At 42.2% G+C, this 637-nt stretch carries 1 protein-coding gene; it reads left to right on the top strand.

The window, feature by feature from the left end; all coding sequences use genetic code 11:
• Positions 1-96: 96 nt before the first annotated feature.
• On the top strand, positions 97-637 hold a 541-nt coding region (locus R7Q48_RS28355; protein WP_318133652.1), incomplete at its 3' end, for an AraC family ligand binding domain-containing protein.

Below are 637 nucleotides of genomic sequence, written 5' to 3'. Positions count from 1 at the left end.
CCGAGCCATTCAGTCACAGTGATCGTTTTTTACAAGACAAGCTAACAATTGATGGATAAGCTTGGTCATTATGTGACCAAGCTTTTTTTGTACGTAATGGAACAGATTCAATACTACGCGACCGACCATGACCAACTGAGTCTGATCGAGGCGAAATACCAAAAGTTTGCCTTTCAAAGGCACTATCATTTGGATTTTCACCTCGGCTTGATCACGCATGGTGAGCAGAAGTTTCATTATCAAGGCTCTCATCACCAAGTCGGTCATGGGCAAATCGTTATTATGCCGCCCGATGAACTGCACGACGGCCAATCTAAGCTTGCCAGTGGCTATCAAGTGAATGTTTTTTCGATCGAACCACACTTACTTAGCGATCTGGCAGATCTTAAACAAAACGGTCAAATTATCCGCTTTAATGAGTTGATCATCTCCGATCCACAGATATTTTCACAACTTAGTAACTTACATGCTCTGTTGAGACGCGAAAATCTCAGTCAGTTAACCAAAGATTGTCTGCCGTTTGAGGGATTTAACCAACTTTTTGATCGCTACGGATCGCTGGCAAGGCAAAAAGTCATTCCATTAGGTAAGCAATCTATCAACACCTTAAAAGATTACTTAATGGCAAACCTCGACC

This window comes from Vibrio sp. 378 (genome assembly GCF_033339435.1).
The sequence above is the reverse complement of the archived record's forward strand: the minus strand, read 5'-3'. Positions and strand labels throughout refer to the sequence as shown.